General features: G+C 43.7%; 18 protein-coding genes and 3 tRNA genes. 9 read left to right on the top strand and 12 right to left on the bottom strand.

What is annotated here, in order from left to right:
* Positions 1-20: 20 nt before the first annotated feature.
* The 6 genes from odhB to sdhC all read right to left on the bottom strand — a co-directional run bounded on the left by odhB (position 21) and on the right by sdhC (position 7,648).
* On the bottom strand, positions 21-1,268 hold the full coding sequence (gene odhB, locus B158_RS0107135; RefSeq protein WP_018624680.1) for a 2-oxoglutarate dehydrogenase complex dihydrolipoyllysine-residue succinyltransferase: 1,248 nt from the start codon (positions 1,266-1,268) through the stop codon (positions 21-23).
* A gap of 38 nt (positions 1,269-1,306) precedes the next feature.
* Complete coding sequence (locus B158_RS0107130; RefSeq protein ID WP_018624679.1) at positions 1,307-4,126, bottom strand: 2-oxoglutarate dehydrogenase E1 component; 2,820 nt, start codon at positions 4,124-4,126, stop codon at positions 1,307-1,309.
* A gap of 289 nt (positions 4,127-4,415) precedes the next feature.
* Positions 4,416-5,114, bottom strand: a complete 699-nt coding sequence (locus B158_RS0107125; protein WP_018624678.1) for a succinate dehydrogenase iron-sulfur subunit — start codon at positions 5,112-5,114, stop codon at positions 4,416-4,418.
* A 30-nt stretch (positions 5,115-5,144) separates the two neighbouring features.
* The gene (gene sdhA / locus B158_RS0107120) at positions 5,145-6,923 is read right to left on the bottom strand and encodes a succinate dehydrogenase flavoprotein subunit (RefSeq protein WP_018624677.1); all 1,779 of its coding nucleotides are present in this window, start codon (positions 6,921-6,923) and stop codon (positions 5,145-5,147) included.
* Positions 6,924-6,926: 3 nt separating this feature from the next.
* Positions 6,927-7,280 (bottom strand): succinate dehydrogenase, hydrophobic membrane anchor protein, encoded by a 354-nt coding sequence (gene sdhD / locus B158_RS0107115; protein WP_018624676.1) that lies wholly within the window; start codon positions 7,278-7,280, stop codon positions 6,927-6,929.
* Positions 7,271-7,648, bottom strand: coding sequence for a succinate dehydrogenase, cytochrome b556 subunit (gene sdhC / locus B158_RS0107110; protein WP_026309295.1), 378 nt, complete (start codon positions 7,646-7,648; stop codon positions 7,271-7,273). Before sdhC ends, sdhD begins: the two co-directional genes overlap by 10 nt.
* Before the next feature lie 338 nt (positions 7,649-7,986).
* Between sdhC and gltA the strand changes: the two genes are divergently transcribed.
* Together gltA and B158_RS0107100 are read left to right on the top strand one after the other, a co-directional pair.
* Positions 7,987-9,276, top strand: a complete 1,290-nt coding sequence (gltA, locus tag B158_RS0107105; RefSeq protein ID WP_018624674.1) for a citrate synthase — start codon at positions 7,987-7,989, stop codon at positions 9,274-9,276.
* A 174-nt stretch (positions 9,277-9,450) separates the two neighbouring features.
* On the top strand, positions 9,451-10,530 hold the full coding sequence (locus B158_RS0107100) for a tryptophan 2,3-dioxygenase family protein (RefSeq protein WP_018624673.1): 1,080 nt from the start codon (positions 9,451-9,453) through the stop codon (positions 10,528-10,530).
* 66 nt (positions 10,531-10,596) lie between these two features.
* On the opposite strand, the gene B158_RS0107095 is transcribed toward B158_RS0107100, so the two are convergent.
* The gene (locus tag B158_RS0107095; RefSeq protein WP_018624672.1) at positions 10,597-11,022 is read right to left on the bottom strand and encodes a VOC family protein; all 426 of its coding nucleotides are present in this window, start codon (positions 11,020-11,022) and stop codon (positions 10,597-10,599) included.
* Positions 11,023-11,029: 7 nt separating this feature from the next.
* A complete protein-coding gene (locus B158_RS0107090) occupies positions 11,030-11,545 on the bottom strand; it encodes a GAF domain-containing protein (protein ID WP_018624671.1) in 516 nt (171 codons plus the stop codon).
* A 182-nt stretch (positions 11,546-11,727) separates the two neighbouring features.
* Here B158_RS0107090 and B158_RS0107085 point away from each other — a divergent pair, with 182 nt between their 5' ends.
* From B158_RS0107085 to B158_RS13455, 3 genes are all read left to right on the top strand, one after another.
* Positions 11,728-11,925 (top strand): DUF1289 domain-containing protein, encoded by a 198-nt coding sequence (locus tag B158_RS0107085; RefSeq protein WP_018624670.1) that lies wholly within the window; start codon positions 11,728-11,730, stop codon positions 11,923-11,925.
* A gap of 58 nt (positions 11,926-11,983) precedes the next feature.
* Positions 11,984-13,381, top strand: a complete 1,398-nt coding sequence (gene asnS / locus B158_RS0107080; protein ID WP_018624669.1) for an asparagine--tRNA ligase — start codon at positions 11,984-11,986, stop codon at positions 13,379-13,381.
* A 105-nt stretch (positions 13,382-13,486) separates the two neighbouring features.
* A complete protein-coding gene (locus B158_RS13455; protein WP_018624668.1) occupies positions 13,487-13,663 on the top strand; it encodes a CBU_0585 family protein in 177 nt (58 codons plus the stop codon).
* 42 nt (positions 13,664-13,705) lie between these two features.
* Here B158_RS13455 and B158_RS0107070 read toward each other — a convergent pair whose 3' ends face one another.
* A complete protein-coding gene (locus tag B158_RS0107070; protein WP_026309292.1) occupies positions 13,706-14,257 on the bottom strand; it encodes a nitroreductase family protein in 552 nt (183 codons plus the stop codon).
* Between the two features lie 253 nt (positions 14,258-14,510).
* Between B158_RS0107070 and B158_RS0107065 the strand changes: the two genes are divergently transcribed.
* Entirely contained in the window at positions 14,511-14,714 is a 204-nt protein-coding gene (locus tag B158_RS0107065; protein ID WP_018624666.1) for a hypothetical protein, read from the top strand.
* Positions 14,715-14,946: 232 nt separating this feature from the next.
* Here B158_RS0107065 and B158_RS0107060 read toward each other — a convergent pair.
* From B158_RS0107060 to B158_RS0107050, 3 genes are all read right to left on the bottom strand, one after another.
* Positions 14,947-15,022: transfer RNA gene (locus B158_RS0107060), tRNA-Glu, on the bottom strand.
* 392 nt (positions 15,023-15,414) lie between these two features.
* Positions 15,415-15,490 (bottom strand) — tRNA-Glu (locus B158_RS0107055).
* A gap of 101 nt (positions 15,491-15,591) precedes the next feature.
* Positions 15,592-15,667 (bottom strand) — tRNA-Ala (locus tag B158_RS0107050).
* Between the two features lie 129 nt (positions 15,668-15,796).
* On the opposite strand from B158_RS0107050, the gene B158_RS0107045 reads away from it, so the two are divergent.
* The 3 genes from B158_RS0107045 (at position 15,797) to B158_RS0107035 (ending at position 22,480) form a co-directional block, all read left to right on the top strand.
* Positions 15,797-17,845 carry an alpha/beta hydrolase family protein gene (locus B158_RS0107045; RefSeq protein WP_018624664.1) on the top strand — a complete coding sequence of 683 codons (2,049 nt, stop codon included), beginning with the start codon at positions 15,797-15,799 and terminating at the stop codon, positions 17,843-17,845.
* Between the two features lie 220 nt (positions 17,846-18,065).
* Positions 18,066-19,283 carry an efflux RND transporter periplasmic adaptor subunit gene (locus tag B158_RS0107040; RefSeq protein WP_018624663.1) on the top strand — a complete coding sequence of 406 codons (1,218 nt, stop codon included), beginning with the start codon at positions 18,066-18,068 and terminating at the stop codon, positions 19,281-19,283.
* Between the two features lie 11 nt (positions 19,284-19,294).
* Complete coding sequence (locus B158_RS0107035) at positions 19,295-22,480, top strand: efflux RND transporter permease subunit (protein WP_018624662.1); 3,186 nt, start codon at positions 19,295-19,297, stop codon at positions 22,478-22,480.
* Positions 22,481-22,518 lie beyond the last annotated feature (38 nt).

Here is a 22,518-nt window from a genome sequence, read left to right as displayed (position 1 = left end):
CAGTGCTTAGATTCTGGAGCTTATAGATCCAGCAACATGCGAGCTGGGTCTTCAATGAACTCTTTAATCGTTTTCAAGAAGCCCACAGATTCGCGTCCATCAATAATTCTATGGTCGTAAGACAATGCAACGTTCATCATTGGACGAATTACAATTTCGCCATTAATAACCACAGGTCGATCTTCCATACGGTTCATACCAAGAATGCCGCTTTGTGGAGGGTTAATGATTGGTGTGGCCATTAAGGAACCAAAAACACCACCATTAGAGATCGTGAAAGTACCACCTGTCATGTCTTCAACAGTCAGCTTATTATCACGAGCTTTTTCACCAAATTCACGGATCTTAGCTTCAATTTCAGCAAGGCTTAGTGTGTCTGCATCACGCAATACAGGTACTACCAAACCACGTGGTGAAGAAACTGCAACACCTATATCATAGTAACCATGGTAGACAATATCATCACCATCAATAGAGGCATTTACTGCTGGGTAACGTTTTAGAGCTTCTACAGTTGCCTTAACAAAGAAAGACATGAAGCCTAGACGTGTACCATGAACTTTTTCAAACTGTTCTTTATATCTAGCACGCAAATCTACAACTTCTTTCATGTTGATATCATTGAAAGTCGTTAAGATTGCAGCAGTATGTTGCGCTTCAACAAGACGCTCAGCAATACGCTTACGCAGACGAGTCATTGGAACACGCTTTTCTTCACGCAAGCCGGCTGATACAGGTGCTGAACCAGAATCTTTCTTGCTATCTGATGATTTAGCTGATGCACCACCGTCTTTAATAAATTTTTCAACATCTTCCTTAGTTAAACGACCACCTTTGCCGCTTGCTGGAATTTGTTTAGGGTCAAGATTGTGCTCGGCTACCAGACGGCGAACAGCTGGAGATAAAACATCCAAATCTGCTGAGGAGGTTTCTTCTTTAGCTTCTTCTTTTTTCTCTTCTTTGGAAGACTCTTCTTTTGATGAGCTGTCTTTTTTGTCATCACTGCTTTCAGCTTTTGCGTCACCAGATGCACCAGCTTCAAACTTAGCGATAACCTCTTCCTGAAGTACAGTGTCACCTTCTTCTTTGATAATTTCAGAAATTACGCCGTCATCCGGAGCCACAACTTCAAGAACAACTTTATCAGTTTCAATATCGACCAGATTTTGATCTCTTGAAACAGACTCACCTGGCTTAACGTGCCATGTTGCAATCGTAGCATCAGCTACTGACTCAGGTAACACAGGAACTTTAATTTCGATAGCCATGTTTTAACCTTTTACCTTACCTAAATTAATTCAATTCGTTATTTGATGCCAAGCGCATCTTTTACAAGTTTTGCCTGTTGCTCATTATGAATAGAAGCATAACCGACAGCCGGTGCTGCTGATGCTTCTCTACCTGCATAATCAACTTTTGAGCCATTAGGAACAGCTTCATCGAGGTTATGACGTGAGCAATACCAGGCACCCTGGTTTTGTGGCTCTTCTTGACACCATACAAATTCTTTTGCCTTTTTATATTGAGCCATAATCTCTTTCACTTCTTCATGCGGGAAAGGATACAACTGCTCAATACGAATAATAGCAACATTGTTCAGTTCTTGTTCGCGACGCTTTTCAAGCAAGTCATAGTAGACTTTTCCAGAGCACATTACGATACGTGTTACTTTGTTTTTATCCAAGCCATCAACTTCATCAATAGCGTTCTGGAATTGCCCATTTGTCAGCTCATCAATAGTTGATACTGCCAATTTATGACGTAGTAAACTCTTTGGCGTCATTACAATCAGAGGCTTACGCAATGGACGAATCATCTGACGACGAATCATATGAAAAGCCTGCGCTGGAGTTGAAGGCACAACTACCTGAATATTATGCTCAGCTGAAAGCTGCAAGAAGCGTTCCAAGCGTGCTGAGCTATGCTCTGGACCTTGCCCTTCATAGCCATGAGGCAAGAAAAGACTCAGTCCGGATAAACGGCCCCACTTCTGTTCACCTGAACTTATAAACTGGTCAATTACTACCTGAGCGCCATTGGCAAAATCACCAAACTGAGCTTCCCAGATAGCCATTGAGTTCGGTTCATTAGTTGAATAGCCATACTCAAAGGCTAATACAGCTTCTTCCGATAATACCGAATCAATAACTGTAAACTGAGGCTGGTCATCTTTAATGTGTTGCAGTGGAATATAAACTTCTGCATCATCCTGATCATGTAAAACCGCATGACGATGGAAGAAAGTACCGCGTCCACTATCCTGACCACAAAGTCGAACTTCAAAACCTTGGTCAAGTAATGAAGCATAGGCCATAGTTTCCGCAAAGCCCCAGTCCATGTTGACTTCACCCTTTGCCATCTTTTTACGCTCACCCATCAACTTTTTGACGCGTGACTGTAGAGGCAAGTCTTTAGGATAATAACAAATTCGTTCTGCGAGTTCTTCGAACTTAGATTGGCTCAAGCCTGTATCAGCCGGTGATTGCCAAGTTTGGTTTAAAAATGGCGACCAATCAACGTTATATTCGCGCTTATGGTTTTCGATGCGGTTACTGACTACTGATTTGCCAGCATCTAGCAAATCACGATAATCATCCAACATTTTTTTAGCGTCTTCAGCAGACAAAACCTTATTATCAATCAGCCTATCTTCATAGATTTTGCGAGGTGTTGGATGCTTTTTGATCTTTTGATACATCAAAGGCTGAGTCGCATTTGGCTCATCAGCTTCATTGTGACCATGACGACGATAGCAAACTAAATCAATAACAACGTCTTTCTTAAACTTCTTACGGAACTCAAGAGCAAGTCGGGTTACATATAGCACTGCTTCTGGATCATCACCATTAACATGAAATACCGGAGCTTCAACCATCTTTGCAACGTCAGTACAGTAGGCGGTGGAACGTGTATCGTGAAGTTTAGATGTGGTGAAACCAACCTGGTTATTGATAACAATATGGACAGAACCACCAACATAGAAGCCACGTGCTTGTGACATGTTGAAGGTCTCCATCACCACACCCTGTCCGGTCACGGCTGAATCCCCATGAATTAGTACTGGGATAACCTGATCACAGTCTTTGTCGTTACGACGCTCCTGACGAGCACGCACAGAACCCAGAACTACTGGGCTAACAATCTCAAGATGTGATGGATTGAAGGCCAATGCAAGGTGAACTGGGCCACCCTCTGTTTCCACATCATTGGAATAACCCATGTGGTATTTCACGTCACCGGAAGAGCCGTTCTCAACAACTGCATTCTTTCCTGCGAATTCGTCAAATAGCACCTGCGGATTTTTGCCCATAACGTTAACAAGAACGTTAAGACGACCGCGGTGAGCCATACCAATAACAACTTCCTTGGCGCCATTTATGCCTGACTGATTAATCATGTCACGCATCATAGGAATTAAGCTATCGCCACCTTCCAATGAGAAACGCTTTGCTCCTGGAAATTTTGAGCCCAGATATTTCTCTAGCCCTTCAGCTGCTGTTAGGCCTTCCAGTATTTTTTTACGAGTTTCTTCACGGAATTGATGAGAAGAGTTAGCTTCTTCGAGTTTTTCCTGAATCCAACGACGCTCTGTTAAGTCATTGATATGTAAGAACTCTGCACCAATGGTATTGGAATAGGTTTCCTTCAGGCGCTGTAGGATTTCTTTCAGAGTTTGCTGGTCAGGGCCCGCTAAATTACCCACATGGAACTTGGTATCCAGATCAGCCTCAGATAGCTCAAAACTTTCCAGGCTTAAATTCGTTGGGTAAGGATGTTTCCATAAGCCCAAAGGGTCAATGTTGGCGTGGTGATGACCACGTGCACGATAAGATTCTATAAGGTGCAGTACTTTAACTTGCTTTGGATCAGCAACAGAGGAGCCACCACCTTGAGTAAAGGCAATCTTTTGACGGTTAAGACCAATCTGACGAAAATGCTCACGAATGTCACTATGTGAGACATCTTTTGTATCAGCGTTCTTGGCGAACTCATCGAATTTTTCTCGCCAGTCAGAATCAACAGACTGAGGATCTTCTAAGTATTGCTCGTATAATTCTTCCAGATAGCTTGCGCTGCTACCGGATAGGTAGGCGCTCTCGAACATCGCCTCTAACCCATTTTTCATGTATCGTAACACCACTCTAGGTATTTAAGTCGCTATGATAACTAAAAATCAGGAGTCTTAACACAGTATTAAGTCTTTAATTTGTAAAAGTCCTGTTTAAGAAAACCTGATTAACTCATTGTTTTTATGAATTAACTGCCTTCAACATACTACAGCTAATCCTTCTTTAACTGACATCAAAAAAATTGATGTATCAAAAAATATCGCCGTTCTGGCAAAAAAAGACGAAAAGAGCAGAGCTTTGAGGCCCCGGTCTTTTCGTCTATTAATTGCTGTTAAATCAGCTCAGTTAAACTCCGCTTTTCAGCAACATTGAACGGATATGGCCGATTGCGCGCGTTGGGTTTAGACCTTTCGGGCAAACATCCACACAGTTCATGATACCGCGGCAACGGAATACGCTGTAAGCATCATCCAATTCTGCGAGACGCTCTTCTGTCTGAGTGTCACGGCTATCAATAAGGAAACGATAAGCCTGCAACAAACCTGCTGGACCAACGAATTTGTCAGGATTCCACCAGAATGATGGGCATGATGTTGAACAACAGGCACACAAGATACACTCGTAAAGACCGTCTAGTTTTGCTCGGTCTTCAGGTGACTGTAAGCGTTCTTTTGCTGGTGGTTCATCATTCGCAATCAAGAATGGCTTAATTTTCTCATATTGCTTGTAGAACTGAGCCATATCCACAACCAGGTCACGAATGACTGGCAAACCAGGTAAAGGACGGATCACAATCGGTGCTTTCAGACTAGACAATGCAGTAATACATGCTAGGCCGTTTTTACCGTTGATATTCATACCATCAGAACCACAAACACCTTCACGGCACGAACGACGGAAAGATAATGTTGGGTCTTGATTCTTCAATGCTACCAGAGCATCCAACAACATCATGTCAGAACCTTCAGGAACGTCTAAGTCATATTCCTGCATATAAGGTTTTTTATCAGTCTCTGGGTTGTAGCGATAAATACTAAATTTCATTTGCTTCACTCCGTATTCTGTAGCTACAGATTAATATGTACGGGCTTTCGGAGGGAAAGCTTCGATTTTGGTTGGGCTCATGTTGACATCACGCTTACCCATTTCTTCAGTTACTGGGTAATAAACTGAGTGCGCTAACCAGTTTTCGTCATCACGATCCGGGAAGTCTTCACGACTATGAGCACCACGACTTTCTGTACGGAACTCAGCAGCCATGGCTGTTGCGTAAGCCACTTCCATCAAGTTCTCAAGCTCAAGACACTCAATACGTTCAGTATTAAAAGCTTTTGATTTGTCTTTTAAACGTGCGTTTTTCAAACGCTCACGCAATGACTTAATCTTGTCCAGACCTTCTTTCATCAAATCACCGGTACGGAATACACCGAAGTGGTTCTGCATGGTATTTTGAAGTTCACGACGAAGCTCAACAGGATCTTCACCTTCGTTAGTACTATCCCAACGATTAATACGATTTAGAGCACGCTCAGCGTCTGAGTCGTTATAGTCAGAGAAAGGCAAGCCTTCACGTAGCGATTCTTCAAGGTGTAAACCAGCAGCACGGCCAAAGACCACAAGGTCAAGCAATGAGTTACCGCCCAGGCGGTTTGCACCGTGTACAGATACACATGCCACTTCACCCACAGCATAGAAGCCTTTTACAACCTTCTCTTCACCGGCTGGCGTACGGTCAATGACCTGACCAAACTTATTGGTAGGAATACCACCCATCATATAGTGACAGGTTGGAACTACTGGAATTGGATCTTTTGCAGGGTCAACGTGAGCGAAAATTTTCGAAAGCTCGCTAATACCTGGTAGACGAGAGTTCAAGACCTCTTCACCAAGGTGATCAAGCTTTAGGAAAACGTGATCGCCATTTGGACCTGCACCACGGCCAGCCAGAATCTCTTTCATCATCGAACGGGCTACAACGTCACGCGATGCCAAGTCTTTAGCATTAGGAGCGTAACGCTCCATGAAGCGCTCGCCATCCTTATTGATCAGGTAACCACCTTCACCACGACAGCCTTCTGTTACCAGAGTACCCGCACCAGCAATACCGGTTGGGTGGAACTGCCACATTTCGATATCCTGAACCGGCAAGCCTGCACGCAACGCCATACCAACGCCATCACCAGTGTTGATCAATGCATTGGTAGTTGATGCATAGATACGACCAGAACCACCAGTTGCAAATACCGTAGCACGCGATTTAAACAAAGCAATTTCGCCCGTTTCAATGCACATGGCGGTGACACCACAAACGTCACCTTCCTCATTGCGTACCAAATCCATTGCATACCACTCATTAAAGAACTGAGTGTTGGCTTTAAGGTTAGCCTGATACAAGGTGTGCAATAAGGCATGACCAGTACGATCAGCTGCCGCAGCAGTACGAGCAGCCTGCTCGCCACCAAATTCTTTAGACTGACCACCGAATGGACGTTGATAAATTTTGCCATTATCTAAACGAGAAAAAGGCAAACCCATGTGCTCAAGCTCATAAACTGCTGCTGGGCCATTTTCACACATGTACTCAATAGCATCCTGGTCACCAATGTAGTCCGAACCTTTAACGGTATCAAACATGTGCCAGCGCCAGTCATCCGGGTGAGAATTACCCAGAGCAACAGTAATACCGCCTTGAGCAGATACTGTGTGCGAACGAGTAGGAAATACTTTCGAAATCAATGCGACTTTTTGGCCACTTTGTGCCAATTGCAGCGATGCACGCATACCAGCGCCACCGCCACCAACGATTACCGCATCAAAGGTATGTGTTGGAATAGAGGAGATTTGGTTAGACATGCTTTATAGGCTCCACAAAATCTGAATGCCCCACACTAATAGTGCCAGGCAGATGAGAATAATAAGTACTTGGAAGACAAAACGAATTGCCAGTTTTGGCATATAGTCAGTGGACACAATCCACAGACCGATCCAAGCATGTCCTATTACTGACAATAATGCCAATAACGAGAAAACTTTCATAAAGGTCGATGCAAACAACTCTTGCCATACTGGGAATGACAACTCAGGAGTTGTGCAGATAAAGTAGCCAAGGAAAATTACATAGGCCAACATTACAATTGCTGACACACGCTGGATGATCCAGTCATGCAGGCCCGAACGACCAAGGCTTGTTGATGCTGTTACTACGCCCATACCCATACTCCTAATACGACTGCAGCAATCGCAGATAGAATTATTACCAGCCAGGCACCACGACGGCCGCCTTCTAGCGTCTCACCAATGCCCATATCCATCAACAGATGACGAACACCTGCAATAACGTGATATGCAACAGCAGTGGTGATAGCCCATAAAACGAACTGCCATAAGAATGACTCGGCAAACATGGTTTTCAGTTCATTAAAGCCAGCTGGAGTAAAGGATTTTTGTAGCATCCACAATAGGATAGGTACAGCGAAGAATAATATGACGCCTGTAATACGGTGCAAGATAGAAGAAATTGCAGGTACAGGGAATCTTATCGTTGCAAGATTCAGGTTTGTTGGTCTCTTTTGATTCACGACGTATCTTATCTATTTTTGCCCAGGTCGCCAGGGCGTGAGAGTCTCTGTGTCCTGCCTTGCATGAGTGCGTGAAATGCGACCGAAATACGCTGCAGACAGGAACCCCGTAGTGATACAAAGTTTCGGACGCAAATTATATAAGTGCTTGTCGGTGATTACAATTAATTAACCCGATAGATTTCCTATATATGCCAAAATCTTATTGATCATCATCAACTGTCACAAAAATATCTCATGTAAAATGTGACAAAATTTTGTAGAATGCACCACCTGATTGAGATTAGACTCGATTTATTGAGTAAAAAGTAAGCAATTTATAGTCCAAAGGAGACTTTATGTCGCAACAAACAGCTAAACTTAGCTTACCCAATGGCGAAGAATTGGATTTGACCGTACTTTCCCCTACTTTGGGCAAAGACGTTATCGACGTACGAGCGTTAGGCAAAGCTGGCTACTTCACTTATGACCCTGGTTATGTATCAACTGGCGCCTGTGAATCAAAAATCACCTACATTGACGGTGAAAAAGGACAGTTACTATATCGTGGCTACCCTATTGAACAGCTTGCAGAGCAGTCAAATTTTGAAGAGGTTGCTTACCTTCTGTTAAATGGCGAATTACCAAGCAAAGAAGAATATGAAAACTTCGTTGCCAAAATAAACAATCACACCATGGTTCATCAACAAATGATGAACTTCTTCAATGGCTTCCGCCGTGATGCCCACCCGATGGCCATTATGGTTTCTGTAGTTGGTGCACTTTCTGCCTTCTACCACGATTCATTGGATATCAATAACCCTCAGCACCGCGACATCAGTGCTCTGCGCCTGATTGCCAAAGTACCTACGATTGCTGCAATGTGTTACCGCTACAGCGTTGGTCATCCATTCGTTTACCCTGATAACGACATGAGCCTTGCTGAGAACTTCCTGAATATGATGTTCAGCATGCCTACCAATGACTGGAAACCTGATCCAGTATTGGTGAAAGCCATGGACCGCATCTTTATTCTTCACGCAGACCACGAGCAAAATGCTTCTACCTCCACGGTTCGTCTAGCCGGCTCTTCAGGCGCTAACCCGTTTGCTGCTATTGCATCAGGTATTGCCTGCTTATGGGGTCCTGCGCACGGTGGTGCTAACGAAGCCTGCTTGAACATGTTGCGCGAAATCGGCGATGTAAGCCGTATCCCTGAGTTTATTGAGCGTGCCAAAGACAAGAATGATCCGTTCCGCTTGATGGGCTTTGGTCACCGCGTCTATAAAAACTTTGACCCACGCGCTAAAGTGATGCGTGAAAGTGCTCACGAAGTATTGGATCTACTGGGCAAGCATGATGACCCAATCTTCAAGGTAGCTCTTGAACTAGAAAAAATTGCCCTTGAAGACGAATACTTCATCGAGAAGAAGCTTTACCCGAATGTAGACTTCTACTCTGGTGTTATCCTCGATGCCATGGGTATCCCAACCAATATGTTTACAGTAATTTTCGCCTTAGCGCGTACTGTCGGCTGGGTTTCTCAGTGGCACGAAATGATTGGTGAAGATGACCGTCGCATCGGACGTCCTCGTCAGTTATATACAGGTGCTACAGAGCGCGATTACGTAGATATTAATAAGCGTTAATCGAGTAACAAACACCTAACTTTGAAAAATTATTGCTGACAATATTTTTTTCAAAGGTCTATAATTTAAAGGAGCACTTCGAGTGCTCCTTTTTATTTGCCAAACAAAAGTGTTTAACAGTTAAAAAAAGAGCAAGGCAAAACAGCCTGTCATTCTTAATATAAGCGGTGGACCATGCAAAAAAATACCAAACCCTGTTATTACCCAGACTATTTACAACTGGATAAATTACTAGACGCACAGCATCCGGAAAGCCAGAAATACGGTGCTGAAGCCCATGATGAAACCCTTTTCATCATCGTGCATCAAGCTTATGAGTTATGGTTTAAGCAAATACTGCATGAGATTCACTCAATCCTACCGGTTCTCTCCCAAAGCCATGTTGATGAAAGTAAAATCAGTACCGTTAATCTGAGACTTGAACGCGTTCATCGCATACAAGATGTTCTGGTTGATCAAATTGATATTCTGGAAACCATGACTCCGCTGGATTTTCTCGACTTCCGTGACTACCTGATTCCAGCTTCAGGCTTTCAAAGTATTCAGTTCAAAGAGATTGAAATTCTGCTTGGACTTAAGTCCGAATACCGCATTAACTTCGACAAAAAGTCCTTCTACAGTCGCTTGAATGAACAGGACCGCAATTACTTAATGGATCTTGAAGAGAAACCCTCATTATTTGATGCGGTTGAAAAATGGTTGGAGCGTATGCCTTTCCTTGAGTTTGGTGATTTTAAATTCTGGAACATATTTAAAGAAGCCGTTGAAACCATGCTCAATCATGATGAGAAGGTACTTAAAGAAGCGGATTACCTCAGTGATGCTGAAAAAACCTTCCAGTTGAATGACCTGGAGAATACCCGCGCCACTTTTGATGCACTGTTTGACAAAGACAAGTATGACAAGCTCAAAACTCAGGGGCGATTCCGCATGAGCCAGGAAGCAACACTCAGCGCCCTGTTCATTAACCTTTACCGTGAACAGCCTATGCTCAATGGTCCGTTTAGATTATTACAGGGACTGGTTGAAATTGATGAGAAGTTCACCACCTGGCGTTATCGTCACACCACTATGGTGTTGCGTATGATTGGCTCCAAGATTGGTACTGGTGGTTCTGCAGGGCACGACTATCTTCGTCAAACGACTCAGAACAACCGCTTCTTCCGCGATTTATTCAATTTGACTACCTTCCTGATTCCGCGCTCGGCACTTCCTGAATTGCCGGATGAAGTTATTAAGGCAATGAACTTCTAGCCATTGAATATTGTATAGATATTGAAAAAAGCAAAGCCTAGGCTTTGCTTTTTTTTGCTGTTCACTTTACTTGGCGAACAGCTGACTTAGGTCGTTAAAAGCCTTAAATTCCAACGCATTTCCAGATGGGTCATAAAAGAACATAGTGGCCTGTTCACCGGGCTGACCTTTGAAGCGAATATAAGGCTCGATGGCAAATTGAATGCCCTGCTCCGTTAACCGGTCTGCTAAGTCCTGCCAGGTAGGCATATCCAGCACTACTCCAAAATGCGGCACTGGAACGGCATGTCCATCTACCTGATTATTGGCTTTATCCTGATTAACAGGCATAGCTTCATCAAGATGCACCACCAACTGATGGCCATAACAGTCATAATCAATCCAATGGTCACTGGAACGACCTTCGCTAAATCCTAATACCTGACCATAAAACGCTCTGGCCTGTTCTAAATTATGTACCGGAATGGCTAAATGAAACGGACGAATACTCATTGCACACCTATTTAGGAAATTGTGTACGTTTGATAAAGGTTTTTAACAAATCTGTCAGGCCATCTGCATCATCCTGATCGAATCGGTTGGTAATCGGGCTATCGATATCCAATACACCCTTCAATTGCCCATCCACCACTACAGGAATGACTACTTCACTCTGAGAGGCAGCATCACAGGCGATATGGCCATCAAACTGATGTACGTCTTCAACTAATTGAGTTTCAAGCGTAGCAGCAGCGGTTCCGCAGACACCACGGCCAAAAGGAATATGGACACAAGCCACCTTGCCCTGATATGGCCCAAGAATCAGACTGTCAGCTTTGTCAGGGTTAACCAGATAAAACCCTGACCAGTTGAGTTCCGGAAGCATCTGGAAAATAAAGGCCGACATTTGCGACATATTGGTAATCCAGTTGCTATCTTCAGCTAATAAGGCATCCAGTTGAAGCGCCAGCTGGCGATAGTATTCAGGTTTGTCGTTTCGGTACTCTTGAATTTGTGACTCGTCTAGTTGAAACATGGTATGCACATCAAGTTGAGAATAGCGGCAAGATAGCCGACGAGGTCAATAATTACAAGCATTGAATCGTAACTGTGTATTACCACATCTTGTGCTCATGTATTATGATTATCACTAGCCATCTGCCGCGTGTCACGGTAACATACGGCGTTTGTTTTTTCGTGAGTTTTGCAGGAGAAATCGTGTCCATTTCAAGCAAAGGCCAAAGAAGTCCTACTGCCTCGCCCTGCATTGGCGTCTGTAGTACCGTTTTGGGTGATGAAGTGTGTCGTGGTTGCGGTCGAACATTCGACGAAGTGCTTAATTGGCATACTTTTACAGATGACCAGAAAAAAGCAGTCAACCTTCGCCTGAAACTCGAAGGAAAACAAAAGTTTTAACACCAATATTAATAAACATTCTCATTTCAAATAGAAGGTAAATCGGAGCCTTATTATCATGTTAGTATCTATTGTCGACGCCCTCGCGGGCAAACCCGGCGTCGGTGAGCAAGTCACCGTACAAGGCTGGGTACGTACTCGTCGTGATTCGAAAGCTGGACTTTCGTTCGTTAATATTCACGATGGCAGCTGCTTTAATCCAATTCAGGCAGTAGTCGATAATAATGTGGCTAATTATGAGTCAGAAGTGGTTAAATTGACCGCTGGCTGTTCCGTCAAGGTAACCGGCAAGCTGGTTGAGTCGCAGGGTAAAGGTCAGTCTTTTGAAATTCAGGCAACAGCGGTTGAAGTTCTTGGCTGGGTTGATGATCCCGATACCTACCCTATCCAACCTAAGCCACACTCCGTTGAGTTCTTACGTGAAAATGCTCACCTACGTGCTCGCACCAACCTGATTGGTGCCGTAACACGTGTGCGCAACTGCTTGGCACAAGCAATTCACCGTTTTATGCACGAGCAAGGCTTTTTCTGGATTCATACCCCAATCATTACCGCATCTGACGCAGAAGGCGCCGGTGAAATGTTCCGTGTTAGCACGTTGGATATGACCAACTTGCCGAAAGATGACAAAGGCAACATTGATTATAGTGAAGATTTCTTCGGTAAAGAATCATTCTTGACCGTTTCTGGTCAGCTAAACGTTGAAACTTACTGTATGGCAATGTCCAAGGTTTATACTTTTGGACCGACTTTCCGTGCGGAAAACTCAAATACCAGTCGTCATCTGGCTGAGTTCTGGATGGTTGAGCCTGAGATTGCCTTTGCTAATTTGTCAGATAACGCCGATTTGGCTGAAGCCATGATGAAGTACATCTTCAAGGCAGTTCTCGATGAGTGTGCCGATGACATGGCCTTCTTCCAGCAACGCGTCGACAAGGACTGCATAAACCGCCTTGAAAATGTCATCAATCACAACTTCGAGCGCATGGATTATACTGATGTGATCGAAGTACTAAAAAAAGCTGACAAGAAGTTTGAGTACCCTGTGGAATGGGGCATCGACCTGCAATCAGAGCATGAGCGCTACATTGCAGAAGAATATGTTGGCCGTCCAACGGTTGTCATGAACTACCCAAAAGACATTAAAGCCTTCTATATGCGCTTGAACGACGATGGAAAAACTGTTGCCGCAATGGATGTTTTAGCGCCAGGCATTGGTGAGATCATCGGTGGTGCGCAACGTGAAGAACGCCTGGACGTGCTCGATAAGCGTATTGAAGAAATGGGCTTACCAGCTGAAGATTACTGGTGGTATCGCGACCTGCGTCGTTACGGCACCGTACCTCATGCGGGTTTTGGTCTGGGTTTTGATCGCTGTGTATCTTACGTTACCGGCGTCCAGAACATTCGAGACGTTATCCCCTTCCCACGTGTACCGAACAACGTTAAGTTTTAATCGCGTATTACAAATGACAAAGGCCACATCAGTGGCCTTTTTTAATTCTTTACGCTAGTATCAAATTATCCAGAGAAAATGTCTTACCCAATCTGAGGCGAAGTGATGTCAAAAAACAACTACACCAGTGAAATCACAGACTTTCTTAAAGAGCTTGATGAAAAGATCAAACCTGACTCACCTTCCCGTCGAGCTGAAAAAGCAAAGTATGATGAAATCAACGAAAAGCGCGACAACCCAGATTATAAAGATAGGAAATCGAAATTATGGGAAGACTTTTAAGCCTTCCCAGCAAAGTTCTATCAAGCTTACTCTTCCAAAAATTTAAGCCCAGTTCACAAAGTCATCAACTTCTGGCACAGGCTTTGATTTAAGCTCCATGTCAGGCGTTCCAACATAGATAAAGCCAACAATAGTATCATTTTGCTCCAATCCCAATAATGGCTTTAAATGCTCATTAAACGCCAATGGGCCAGTTCTCCAGTAAGCCCCATAACCTAAACTATCTAATCCCAAAATAAGGTTTTGTACGCCTGCTCCTGTTGAAAGAACTTCTTCTATATGAGGAACTTTTTCATGTCCCCGAGCCTTTGCAACAGCCACTACAACCATAGGTGCGCGATGGGGTAATGACAATGCTCGCTCCTGTTTTTCTAGAGGAATATTGGGGTCTTCAGAAATGCTTGCCAGTCGATACTTTTCGCCTAACTCATTAAGTGCTTTCTCCCCCTCGAAAACAATGTATTGCCAAGGCATCAGCCGCTTGTGGTCAGGAGCCCTTAATGCAGCCATAAACACCTGGTTCATCTCTTCTTTATTAGGTGCCGGGGACTTAAGACGACCGCAGGAAACTCGATTAATTAATGTGTCTAACATCTCACTAATACTCTTAGAATTCATAGTCATAATTGCTAGCGACTATAGCATATTTGTTACAACCTAAAATGAATAAATAGTTGCCATTTTTGGGTCAGAGAGAAGCACACTACTCAATTTTTGCGACAGTTTTGAAACAGAAGCCTCTGAAACATAATTGTTCTGCAAAGAATTAACCGGTTGATTTTTATGCAGTTATTAAGTAGGTTGTTTCTTGAACAATACAACAAAACACAATATATGGGGAAATATTATGAAAAACTTAGGCTCTTTTATTGCAATATTGGGGTTAGCATCAATCGCTCTATTCTTTTTTGACTATGAGTTAAAAATACTCGGCTGGATCAATAACTGGGGCGAGAATATTGCCTGGACAATTCGTGGTGGCTTAGTAGTAATTGGTGCAGTTTTATTTTTCATGGCACCTTCTGATAAAGAACCAGAAGAAACTGCCTAGACCTAATAGCAAACCAAAAGCCCAGCCATTTGCTGGGCTTTTTTGTTTGAGTCATGGAAGCAGTAAGCCTGCTTTTTCGACACTTCCAACATCTGACCTCCATGGATGGAGAGAATTCAGAAATCTTTCGGAAACAAGTCCTGGCCTGGCGGTCGTCGAAGTGTTTAGGGGCTCCAATACAAAATACACAGATATAAAAAAACCCAGCCATAATGGCTGGGTTTTATTTATATGGCATCCCGTAGGGGAGTCGAACCCCTGTTACCGCCGTGAAAGGGCGGTGTCCTAGGCCTCTAGACGAACGGGACACAATGTTTGAAACTGTTCTCTCAAACGCGGGCGCAATAATAATGCCCCTACCCTCGTTTGTCAAAAAAATTATAAGGATTTTTTTGTTTTTTTATCCTTTTCGTTGAGAATGACTATTTATCAACCAGATAGGTTAAGAAAAATACAAAATATACAGATATAAAAAACTAGCCATAAGGGCTGGGTTTTCTTTACATGGCACCGCCCCACAGGGATTTGGGAAATGCAGAGATTTGTCGGGAACAAATCCTGCCCTGGCGGTCGGCAAGAAATTGCTCCTGCATTTCTTGCACTTCCAACATCCTTGTTGGTCGTCGAAGTGTTTAAGGGCTCCCCTACAATATACACAGATATAAAAAANCCCAGCCACAAGGGCTGGGTTTTCTTTATATGGCATCCCGTAGGGGAGTCGAACCCCTGTTACCGCCGTGAAAGGGCGGTGTCCTAGGCCTCTAGACGAACGGGACACAAACTTTTCAAAATAATAATTTATTTGAATGCGAGGCAAAAGATGAGGAAGCTTACTATAGTAAGCGACGATTCTTTTAACAAAGCAGTCAAGTAAATTTGGTGGAGCTAAGCGGGATCGAACCGCTGACCTCTACACTGCCAGTGTAGCGCTCTCCCAGCTGAGCTATAGCCCCAAAACAATGGCGCGCATTTTAGCACGGAGCTTGTTACTGTCAACTGAAAATTGATGCAAATTATCGACTTAGCTCGAAAAGCTCAGTATAGTTTTGGCCACCTAACATAGACATAAGACAGAGTCAGATATGAAACCTTTGTATTTATTATTAGGCTTACTGGCATTAAATGCTGGCGGAGCTGAGGCCTCTAAGCCATTCACGGCTGAAGATATGGTAACCATGAAGCGGGTAGCCTCCCCTGCTCTTTCGCCTGACGGAAAAACTGTTGCCTATATGCTGCGCACCACTGATCTGGAAGCCGATAAAGGAACTTATGACATTTACACGGTCGATACCATAGATGCTGAAAGCACTCCCCAGCAAATTACCACTGACCCAGCTTCTGATACCAGTCCAAAGTGGTCTGCCGATGGCAAATACCTTTATTTCTTATCAAGCCGTAGTGGCAGCAATCAATTGTGGCGTCACCCAGTTCAGTCTGGAGATGTTGAGCAGGTTTCAGATCTGCCTGTAAGCATTGGAACCTATAAGCTTTCCCCAAAAGGTAACACACTGGTTTTCAGCGCATCGGTTTATCCTGAATGTGACACCTTAGAATGCAGCAAGAATAAATCTGAAGCAGCCAGTAACAGCAAACAGGAAGGCAAACTGTATGACAAAATTTTTGTGCGTCATTGGGATCATTGGCTGGACGGCACTCAAAGTCGCCTGTTTAGTGCAGAGCTTTCTGACAAACCGTTTACTGACGCTACTGCCCTTTCACACAGTTTAAACGGTAATGTCCCTTCCAGCCCATTTGGTGGCGATGAGGAATACACCATCAGTCCCGATGGAAAAAAAGTGATCTTTACTTTGCGAATTGCCGATAACAAAGAGCCTATTTCTACTAATTTCGATTTATATGAAGTGTCTATCAGCGGTGGCAAAGTTAAAAATCTGACCAAAGAAAATTTGGCCTGGGACACTCAGCCGGTTTTTAGTCCAGATGGGAAAAAGCTTGCCTGGCTGGCAATGGAACGACCTGGGTTTGAAGCTGATCGTCGCCAACTTAAGATTCGCGACTTAAAATCTGGCAAGACTGAAAACGTCACTAAAGACTGGGATCGTTCGTTTTACGGCTTCCAGTTCAGTCATGACGGTAACCAGGTTTTTCTTTATGGCAACCATATCGGTAAAAACGTTATCTGGTCATATGATCTTGCGACGAAAAAGAAACAGCAGTTAACCGATAACGGCTATGTTTCAGCTTTTAATGTCGGCCAAAACAAGATCGTCTATCAATATGACGATCTGAACCAGCCTGCAGATCTGTTTGTGATGAACCTGGACGGCAGTAACAAACGTCAACTGACAGCAGTCAATCAAGAAGTCATGTCTGAACTTGAGTTTGGCGACTATGAGCAGTTCAGCTTCAAAGGTTGGAAAGACGAAACCGTTTATGGCTATATCGTTAAACCTGTCGATTTTGATGAAGATAAAACCTACCCACTTGCGTTTTTGATTCACGGTGGACCACAAGGCAGTTTCGGTGATCACTTCCATTACCGCTGGAATCCACAAACCTATGCTGGGCAGGGTTTTGTCGCAGTCATGATCGACTTCCACGGCTCTACAGGCTATGGCCAGGATTTCACCGACTCAATTACTGGTGACTGGGGCGGCAAACCTCTTGAAGATTTGCAAAAAGGCATGGCCTATATCGAGTCAAACTACGACTTTGTTGATACAGACAATGCCTGCGCGCTGGGAGCTTCTTATGGCGGTTATATGATCAACTGGATTGCAGGCAATTGGACAGAACAATTTAAGTGCCTGGTTAACCATGATGGTATTTTTGACAACCGTATGATGTATTACTCAACTGAAGAGCTATGGTTTGTTGAGTGGGAAAATGGCGGTACCTATTTTGATAAGCCCGAGAACTTTGAAAAATTCAACCCTGTGCATTATGTTAAGAACTGGAAAACACCAATGCTCGTTGTTCAAGGTAGCAAAGACTATAGAGTCCCTGAAACTCAATCTCTGGCAACATTTACTGCACTTCAACGTCAAAATATACCGAGCCAGTTGTTAATTTTTGAAAACGAAAATCACTGGGTTTTAAAGCCAAATAACAGCATTCAATGGCATCAGGTTGTCAATAATTGGTTACATCAATGGTTGAACGAGGAATAAATTTAACTATCGAACTAAACCTTTCATAGCCAATTACTATCTAAAAGACGTAAAAAGGTGCCTTCGGGCACCTTTTTTTCACATTCCACCCTTTAAAATACAGTATTGAAACATTTGTTAACCTTTTGTCATTACTGAACATTAGGCTCTAGAAATTACCGAGCGTTATAATGACCGAGAGTTGGAGAAATCCTAAAATTTTTGAAAGCGGGAAAAAATAATGACCAAGAGAATCCTTGTTGGTGCTGCAATACTAGTTGCAACCATAGTAATAATTGTCGGCCTCGTAAGTATGAAGCCAGAGCCACCGAAGAAGAAACCTTTCGTTCAGGCTATTGTGGTTGATACTAAAGCTGTTGAGGCTCAGGATGTTCAGTTCATTGTCGATAGCCAGGGACCGGTTCTTCCAGTAGAGAACTCAACACTGGTCGCAGAAGTCAGTGGGCGTATTACCGACGTTTCGGATAATTTCCGTGTGGGTGCGTTTGTTGAAAAAGGCGAAGTGCTTTTTACCATTGACCCTGCTAACTATGTTGCTAATATGCGTAGCGCCGAAGCAGCGCTAGCACAAGCACAGGCAAACTACCAGGACGCTAAAGCCAGAACTGAGCAAGCACGTAAGGACTGGAAAAAAATTGGTAAAGGCGAGCCTTCCGATCTCGTATTAAGACTTCCTCAATTAAAACAGGCCGAAGCCGCTGTTCAATCAGCTGAGGCAGACCTGATGCGTGCTCGCCGTGATTTAGACCGCACTAAAGTTAAAGCTAATTTTGATGCGCTTATTCAAAGCAAAATGGTTGGCCTGGGTCAATTCGTGAATGTGGGAAGCCAAGTTGCAACCGTCTATGGAACAGAATACGCAGAAGTTCGCTTACCTGTCCCTGATCAGGAGCTTGCCTTTTTAGATGTACCAGACATCGACAATCCTCAGCAACAGCCAGCGGTACGCTTAGTTGGCACCTATGCTGGCAAGGAACAAATATGGTTTGGCAAACTTGTTCGTACAGAAGGCGTAGTTGAACAAACCAACCGTTTAACTTACCTGGTTGCTCAAATTGAGGATCCCTACAACCTGGAAAACAAAAGAGATAACAGCACACCACTTCGTTTTGGTACTTTCGTGAGAGCCGAAATTGCCGGTAAAGAACGAGAAGGCTTAATTGCCTTACCAAGACAGGCACTTTACTTTGGTAATACAGTTTTAATTCTTGAAAATGAAAGTGAAGTTCGTTTGCAAGAAGTTACTCTTGCACGCACAGAAGCAAATACCATTTACATTGATAGCGGTCTGCAATCTGGTGATGAAGTTATCGTGACACCGGTTCACAACCCAGTAAACGGTATGAAGGTTCAGAAAGTTGGTACTCAGGCGAAATCTGGCTCTGCAAATTCAAACGATACCGCTCTTAACACCAGCGCTGATACAGCTAAGCAATAAGGAATTCGCAGATGGTCAAACAATACGATACACATAGCGGAATCATCTCGTGGTTTGCACGCAACTCTGTTGCTGCGAACCTTCTGATGATTTTTATCATTGTTGCCGGCTTTATTGGACTTAGTCACCTTCGCCAACAAGTATTCCCAGATATTATTATTAACTCAGTAAGTATCCAAGTGCCTTATCCAGGAGCAGCACCACAGGAAGTGGAAGAAGGCATTGTTATCCTGATCGAAGAAAATATTAAGGATATTGAAGGGATCAAAAAAGTGACTTCAACGGCTTCTGAAGGAATGGGAAGCATTAATATCGAAATTGAAGATAACTATGAAGTCTCTGAAGTAATGGATGAGATAAAAGTTAGGGTGGATGCGATCCCTAACCTACCTGATCTTGCTGAACGTCCGGTTATTTATGAAAACCGCATGCAACGCCAGGTTATGCGCTTAAATGTTTTTGGCGATGCCAATGAGCGTACCCTGAAAGAGTATGCTAAAGATATCAAAGACGAGCTTTTAGCACTGCCTCACGTCAGCTTGGTTGAAGTTGAAGGTGCTCGCCCTTACGAAGTTGGCATTCAAGTCAGTGATTACCAGTTACGCAAATATGGTTTAACTCTTCAAGATGTTGCCAATGCGGTCAGAAGTCACTCTCTAGATTTACCGAGCGGTACTATTAAAACTCTGGGTGGCGACATTCTGGTAAGAACAAAAAACCAAGCCTATGACGCCTATGACTTCGCAAAAATTCCAGTTATCACACGCCCAGATGGTACGACTTTACTACTGGCAGATATCGCAGCAATCGACGATGGTTTTGCAGAGTGGAATTTCTTATCACGCTTTGATGGTAAACCCACTGTCAGTTTAAGGGTTCGCTCATCTCTAGAATCTGATGATCTATTAATTGCAGAACAAATCTACTCTTATCTAGACAAAAAAACTCCGACTTTACCAGCGGGCATTTCAATCGAAGCTTGGGGCGATGGTACTTATTACCTGAAAGGCCGTCTCGAGATGATGCAGAAGAATATGCTTGCCGGTATTATTCTGGTGTTCATAGTACTAGCACTCTTCTTAAGATTTAAACTTGCCTTCTGGGTAATGATTGGTATTCCGTTATGCTTCCTGGGTGCCTTTGCCCTGATGTACATGTATCCTGGTTTTGCCATGACCATCAACATGATCACCCTCTTCGGCTTTATTCTAGTGCTGGGGATCGTGGTCGATGACGCCATCATTATTGCGGAAAGCGCCTGGGCGTCGATTGAAGAAAAAGGTCATAGTATCGACAGTGTTGTCGAAGGGGCAAAACGAGTCGCCCTTCCTGCAACCTTCGGTGTTTTAACCACCATTGCAGCGTTTTACCCAATGCTGGCAATCAGCGGCCCCTGGAGTAATGCTATGGCATCCATGGGTCTGGTAGTAATGTTCTGCTTAATGTTCTCGTTAATTGAGTCGAAGCTTATTTTGCCGGCTCACTTAGCTCATATGAAGCTCAATAAACTTGAAGACACTAAGAACCCTAAAGTTCGTGCTGTAAAGGGATTCTTCCGCTCTATTCGTCTAAAAGTCAAAGACCTGTTATCGCGCTTTATTAATAATGTTTACAAGCCCAAGCTGGAGACATTCCTTAATTACAGAGGCCTGACAATTTTAACCTTTGTTTGTTTGTTATTTATTACGACCATTGGTTTTATCGGAAGTGGTTGGGTTAAAACCAGCTTATTCCCGAACATTCCAAATGATGGTGTGTTTGTCGAAATCAAAATGGCAGAAGGTGCTACTGCTGAACAGGCCATGAGCAATGTGCAAATTGTCTGGGATAAGCTAAATGAGTTGCACAGTGAAGTAGAAGCTGAGCATGGTATTGGTGTATTCCAGCATGCATTTATGTGGACTCGTGAAAATACCGGTGCTTACATGTGGACTGAGCTGGTTAAAAGTGAAAACTTGCCCATTAACCAGTTTGATCTGATCGACCGCTGGCGTGACAAAGTCGGTACCCTTCCCGCAGTTGAAGAAATCAGTTTTGGCGGCGGTGGTGGCGGACCGGGTGGTGATGGTGTCGGTTATCGACTGGTTGGTACAGATATCGAGGAATTACAAATCGTAACTGAAAAAATTCGTGCCAAACTTGCCGAATATGACGGTGTTTACGATATCAGTGATAACCTTTCCGGTGGTAAAGAAGAAATCGTAGTAGAGGTTAAGCCTCACGGTTATAACCTTGGACTAAGTACACAAATTCTTTCTCAGCAAGTGCGAAATGCTTTCTATGGCTCAGAGGCTCAACGTTTCCTTCGAGATAACGAGGAAGTCAAAGTCTTTGTTCGCTATCCATTAGATGACAGACGCTCTATCGGTAACCTGGAACAAATGCCGATCAGAACACCGTCAGGCGAATACGTAACTTTCACTGATGTAGCCAATTATGATGTACAGGAAGGCTTTTCGCGTATCTCTAGAATTGATGGCGTTCGTGCCAATCGTATTAGCGCAGATGTTAGCCCTCAGGCTGCTATTACTTCTGGCGAAATCCATGAAGATATGATGCAAAATGTCATTCCTGATATCTTAGCTCAGCACCCAACGGTGAAACTTGAGCCAGGTGGTCCAAGTGAGGACCAGCAAAAGCTGACCAAAGAATTAGGAATTGGCGGTTTAATTGCATTGATTTTAATTTATGGCTTAATGGCTATCCCATTGAAATCATATATCAAGCCAGTTGTCGTCATGTCAGCCATTCCATTCGGTATTATTGGTGCCATGGTCGGACACCTGCTGCTAGACATTAATCTAAGCATGTTCTCCTTCTTTGGCATTATTGCCTTGTCAGGTGTTGTCGTGAACGATAGCTTATTGATGGTGGACTTCATTGGACGTGCGCGTGCTGAAGGCATGTCTCGAATTGAGGCAGCAATTAATGCTGGTACAAGACGTTTCCGCGCTATTATCCTGACGTCGTTAACCACCTTCTTCGGCTTGCTACCTATTACCACCGAAACAAGCTTGCAGGCCCAACTGGTAATACCAATGGCTGTTTCTCTAGCCTTCGGTATCGTTTTTGCCACGGTAATTACGCTAATCTGGGTCCCTTGCCTATACGTAACTTTAGGCAGTATCAAAGACTGGTTCCTGGGTCGTGATGCAAAAAGTCTAAGTAATAAGGAAGAAGCATACGAAAATAATTAAGACCTTAAGCTATATTACAAAGGGGCATTGCGCCCCTT

The organism is Kangiella aquimarina DSM 16071 (genome assembly GCF_000374105.1).
GTDB classification, from domain to species: Bacteria; Pseudomonadota; Gammaproteobacteria; order Enterobacterales; family Kangiellaceae; genus Kangiella; species Kangiella aquimarina.
Note: the sequence above shows the minus strand (reverse complement) of the source record. Positions and strands in the feature narration are given on the sequence as shown.

Coding starts and splice junctions, on each gene's coding strand:
- odhB (WP_018624680.1), bottom strand. CDS start 1,268: ATGGCTATCGAAATTAAAGTTCCTGTGTTACCTGAGTCAGTAGCTGAT.
- B158_RS0107130 (WP_018624679.1), bottom strand. CDS start 4,126: ATGAAAAATGGGTTAGAGGCGATGTTCGAGAGCGCCTACCTATCCGGT.
- B158_RS0107125 (WP_018624678.1), bottom strand. CDS start 5,114: ATGAAATTTAGTATTTATCGCTACAACCCAGAGACTGATAAAAAACCT.
- sdhA (WP_018624677.1), bottom strand. CDS start 6,923: ATGTCTAACCAAATCTCCTCTATTCCAACACATACCTTTGATGCGGTA.
- sdhD (WP_018624676.1), bottom strand. CDS start 7,280: ATGGGCGTAGTAACAGCATCAACAAGCCTTGGTCGTTCGGGCCTGCAT.
- gltA (WP_018624674.1), top strand. CDS start 7,987: ATGTCGCAACAAACAGCTAAACTTAGCTTACCCAATGGCGAAGAATTG.
- B158_RS0107100 (WP_018624673.1), top strand. CDS start 9,451: ATGCAAAAAAATACCAAACCCTGTTATTACCCAGACTATTTACAACTG.
- B158_RS0107095 (WP_018624672.1), bottom strand. CDS start 11,022: ATGAGTATTCGTCCGTTTCATTTAGCCATTCCGGTACATAATTTAGAA.
- B158_RS0107090 (WP_018624671.1), bottom strand. CDS start 11,545: ATGTTTCAACTAGACGAGTCACAAATTCAAGAGTACCGAAACGACAAA.
- asnS (WP_018624669.1), top strand. CDS start 11,984: ATGTTAGTATCTATTGTCGACGCCCTCGCGGGCAAACCCGGCGTCGGT.
- B158_RS13455 (WP_018624668.1), top strand. CDS start 13,487: ATGTCAAAAAACAACTACACCAGTGAAATCACAGACTTTCTTAAAGAG.
- B158_RS0107070 (WP_026309292.1), bottom strand. CDS start 14,257: ATGTTAGACACATTAATTAATCGAGTTTCCTGCGGTCGTCTTAAGTCC.
- B158_RS0107065 (WP_018624666.1), top strand. CDS start 14,511: ATGAAAAACTTAGGCTCTTTTATTGCAATATTGGGGTTAGCATCAATC.
- B158_RS0107045 (WP_018624664.1), top strand. CDS start 15,797: ATGAAACCTTTGTATTTATTATTAGGCTTACTGGCATTAAATGCTGGC.
- B158_RS0107040 (WP_018624663.1), top strand. CDS start 18,066: ATGACCAAGAGAATCCTTGTTGGTGCTGCAATACTAGTTGCAACCATA.
- B158_RS0107035 (WP_018624662.1), top strand. CDS start 19,295: ATGGTCAAACAATACGATACACATAGCGGAATCATCTCGTGGTTTGCA.